Below are 3,793 nucleotides of genomic sequence, written 5' to 3'. Positions count from 1 at the left end.
TCGAACACTGTCACCAGAGCAGTTTGTGCCGATCATGCCAGACTTTCGCTGGGATCAACTGCGTCAGTGTGATGATGGGACCATAGCCGTCTTGGATTTAGATGCCTTTGTCAGAGCGCCGCGTGAACTCGAGTGGGTGTTACTGGAATATTTACTCAGCCCACAACATGCCAAGCTTTTTGTCGAAATATACACACAGTATCAACCCATTCCTGACCTTTCAGCTTGTCGTCTGAGTTACCGCGTATTGTTATTTTTGATGAATGTTTTGGGTGAGTGCAATCTGTACCAATGGTTAGAGCAGCCACCGTTGTTTGATTTATTTAGCGATAATGTTAGCTAAATAAATCATGCAGTTCTTCGAGTGCCAGCCCATTCAAGCTTTCCAGCTTTAATACGGCGGCATCATAGTGTGGTAAGTGATAATTGGCTGCTGAAGGTACAACAACAGTACGGATGCCTGCGCCTATTGCGGCCGTCATACCCGTGACAGAGTCTTCAAATGCGAGGGTGTGATCAGCTTTTGCGTTGATGCGCTGTAGCGCTAGTTGATAAATGGCGGGATGGGGTTTGCCCTGTTCAACATCATCATCGGCGACATAATTATCAAAAAATGCCGTGATATCTAGCCGCTCTAATACGACGGGAACGAGACGTGCCGGAGCGTTAGTGGCCAGACCAATTTTTAGTCGGTGTTGTTTGAGTTCTTCCAGCAAGTTATGTACACCGGGTAGAGCCTGACCTTTGGTAGCGGTTAATGAGGCAACTTCATCGATCACATCATTTTCGACTTGTTCCATTGAATCCTGACTTAGCGACAAGCCTGCATGTTCAAGCCAGAACTCAGTGGCTTCACGCGTCGTCATGCCCATTGTTTTGGCAGACAGTGCATCGGTGATTTCAACACCTATGGCTGAAAATACACGTCTCTCAGCTTGTTTCCAAAAGGGCTCTGAGTCAATCAGCAGCCCATCCATATCAAAAATAACCGCTTGCATTTAGTGAGTCTGAGCTAGTGGATGTTGACGATATAGCTTGATCCAGTTGGCGAAACCAACGGTAGCAAGCACAGTGTAGATTGAGAACAAGACAACCGTTGCATAATAACCCGTCTGGTAATACAACACGACGGAAGCAGCATCAATAATGATCCAATAAAACCAGTTTTGCAGGACTTTTCTGGCCATCAACCAGGTATTCATCACAGAAAATACGGTGATGCCAGCATCCAGGTACGGACGCTGTGATGCTTGGTTGATATCCAGGTAATAAGCTACTAAAAAGCTAATCACGACGCCTGCTACGATGAATTGTAAATTGGCATTCAATGACCAGCTATGAATGACTAACTCATCATTGTTTTGCTGATGTTGTCGCCATAAAACGAAGCCATAAATCGCCATACCCATGTAATAGAAGTTGAGCAGGGCTTGCATGGGAAGCTGACCCTCCCAAAATAACACGGTGTAGATGAGTGTACTGATAAACGCCATTGGCCAGCACCACTGTGATTCACGCGCCGCCAGAATGACATAAGCCATACCGAGTAATGCGGCGGTCACTTCCCAAGCGGATAAGGCCAGCAGACCATTGATTGCGGCATCTATCATCAGAGAACTCGTTTAATCTTCTACGTGGTAACGATCGTTTCCGATCATTTTCAACACAAACACACTGTGCGGTAATTGTTCAAACACCGCTTCAATTTCACTATCCATGGCATCCATCACATCACGGTATTCACCAAAGATTTGTGTGCTTAGGTTATTCCGTGAAATATTTAGTTTTGGGTTATCTTCCAGCTTTTTGATGAAAGCCAGAATCGGTTCGACAAATTGTTCAGTCAGAGGGTATAAACTGATATCAACTGAGACGCGCATATCTTCTTCCTTAAGTAGTAAAAAAGAGGGCTTTAAAGCCCTCTTTAGATATTAATAGTCGTAACTTAATGTTAAGCCAACAACACGTGGATCACCGTATTGAGTGTAGGTGTGATCGGCATAACCATCTTTAGGATCATTGCCGAAATAAAAACCTCGAGTGTAGTAGTCTTTATCGAACAAATTGCGTCCCCATAATGTGACTTTCCAGTTCTCTTTTTGATATTGTAAGCTGGCGTTATAAATGACATATGAGCTTGATTTGGAGTCGTGGCTATTGGAGTAATAAAACTCATCTTTGCCTTCCATTCCCGCCCGTAGAGTCCAGTTAGTAGCTAACTGAATATCCGTACCTAGACTAAATTGATATTTTGGCGCATGAGCCATCTGGCGACCTTCAGGATTATAGCTACCTAAATCTGGATTATCGTATTCATCAAACACAGCTCTTAATAGGCCTAAAGAAGCGAAGATGCCCACTCTGTCATTAACCTGCCAGTCTGCATCTGCCTCAATGCCCATATTTCTGCCTCTAGCAGCATTGGCAATTGAGTCTTCAAATTCACCCCCACCAACAAACACAGAACTCTTCACTTGAGCATCACGACGGAGTGAATAAAAGGCTGAAACATTAGTAATCAGGTCACCTTCTAGCCAATAAGATTTCAAACCGGCTTCAAGGCTCCACATATATTCGGCATCGAATTTAAGCTGGTTTGTAGGCAGACTATCATTATTATTCACGCCACCCGACTTGTAGCCTCTAGATAAAGAGGTATAAACCATATGGTCGCTATTAATCTCATAATTCAGGCCTAATTTGCCGCCAAATAAATTATCGCTACTGTGAAGGTCAATCGCATTAGTGTCTTTATAGTCCGCTTCAAAATGTTCGATACGTAATCCACTTATAAAAGTCAGTTTGTCTGTTAGATGAGTGTCTAACTGACCAAATAAGGCTGTATTTTTGGTTTCATATTCATTTTTAAGTAAACCTGTATAGTCTGAGACTAAGTGCAAATCTTCATCTTGTGACAGAAAATAGGCGCCGATCGCCCAGTCTGTTGAATTATTAAAGATGCGACCATCTTCATTAGAAAGCGCTTTTAACTCAACAGAATAATTCTCACGCTTACGATTAAAATCCTCTGTCGCAGTAAATACACCAGGATCATACGCTGGGTTAGCCCAGTCCCCATCGTAACTATAAGTAACATCTGAGTTTACGTAAGTTAGATTACTTTGCAGCTGTACTTTACTGTTAGCGCGATAATCAGTTTTGAGTGAAATAGCGTTCGTGTTTTGAGTATCTTTACCGGGTTGATCTGAAATACTGTTGCGACTGTTATCAAGAGTAAACGCGTCATAACCATTATCAATACTGAGATGCAGGAAGTTCAAATCAAATGTGAGATTATCTGTCGCTAGCCATTTTAGGTGACCACGAGCCGTAACTTCATCCTGATTTTGTGTGTCATCTTTACCTAAATAATCATTGTCCATATAGCCATCTGACTGGTGGCTATAAATCGAAAAACGCCCTAACAGCGTATTGTCAATAAGTGGACCACCAACAGCAAGACCAACATTACGGGTGTTATATTCAGCGATACCTGTTTCAAAATGTAAGTCAAACTCATCAGTCGGCTCGGTACTTTGCATATTGATGACACCCGCTAATGCGTTTGTCCCAAACTTGGTACCTTGTGGCCCTCTGAGAATTTCTACGGACTCGATATCAAACAATGTGGCTGCACCACCTGTACGGCTGAAATCAATACCATCAATTAACAAACCAACAGAGGGATTTAATGGCGCCGAGAATTGACTACGCTCACCTATGCCGCGTATCTGAAAAAATTGTCCGCGTGAGGCGCCACTAGAGACATTAACATTAGGTGCGAGATTGAGCA

The 3,793-nt window shown here is 43.1% G+C and carries 4 protein-coding genes and 1 pseudogene; 1 reads left to right on the top strand and 4 read right to left on the bottom strand.

Annotated features, from left to right (window positions below; all coding sequences use genetic code 11):
• Positions 1-343 (top strand): annotated as a pseudogene (locus B4K20_RS03365) (hypothetical protein); the annotation flags it as partial.
• Here the strand turns inward: B4K20_RS03365 and B4K20_RS03360 are convergent.
• The 4 genes from B4K20_RS03360 to B4K20_RS03345 form a co-directional block, all read right to left on the bottom strand.
• The gene (locus B4K20_RS03360) at positions 336-998 is read right to left on the bottom strand and encodes an HAD family hydrolase (protein ID WP_289281879.1); all 663 of its coding nucleotides are present in this window, start codon (positions 996-998) and stop codon (positions 336-338) included. The pseudogene B4K20_RS03365 and the gene B4K20_RS03360 sit on opposite strands and share 8 nt — an antisense overlap.
• Positions 999-1,610, bottom strand: a complete 612-nt coding sequence (pnuC, locus tag B4K20_RS03355) for a nicotinamide riboside transporter PnuC (RefSeq protein ID WP_289281878.1) — start codon at positions 1,608-1,610, stop codon at positions 999-1,001.
• 12 nt (positions 1,611-1,622) lie between these two features.
• Positions 1,623-1,880, bottom strand: coding sequence for a YkoF family thiamine/hydroxymethylpyrimidine-binding protein (locus B4K20_RS03350; protein WP_286305523.1), 258 nt, complete (start codon positions 1,878-1,880; stop codon positions 1,623-1,625).
• A 51-nt stretch (positions 1,881-1,931) separates the two neighbouring features.
• On the bottom strand, positions 1,932-3,793 hold a 1,862-nt coding region (locus B4K20_RS03345), incomplete at its 5' end, for a TonB-dependent receptor (protein ID WP_289281877.1).

Origin of the sequence: Methylophaga sp. UBA5088 (assembly GCF_002414625.1) — a bacterium.
GTDB classification, from domain to species: Bacteria; Pseudomonadota; Gammaproteobacteria; order Nitrosococcales; family Methylophagaceae; genus Methylophaga; species Methylophaga marina.
Note: the sequence above shows the minus strand (reverse complement) of the source record. Positions and strands in the feature narration are given on the sequence as shown.

What these genes read in the sequence shown, in the direction of transcription:
- B4K20_RS03360 (WP_289281879.1), bottom strand. Translation starts at nt 998, where the DNA reads ATGCAAGCGGTTATTTTTGATATGGATGGGCTGCTGATTGACTCAGAG.
- pnuC (WP_289281878.1), bottom strand. Translation starts at nt 1,610, where the DNA reads ATGATAGATGCCGCAATCAATGGTCTGCTGGCCTTATCCGCTTGGGAA.
- B4K20_RS03350 (WP_286305523.1), bottom strand. Translation starts at nt 1,880, where the DNA reads ATGCGCGTCTCAGTTGATATCAGTTTATACCCTCTGACTGAACAATTT.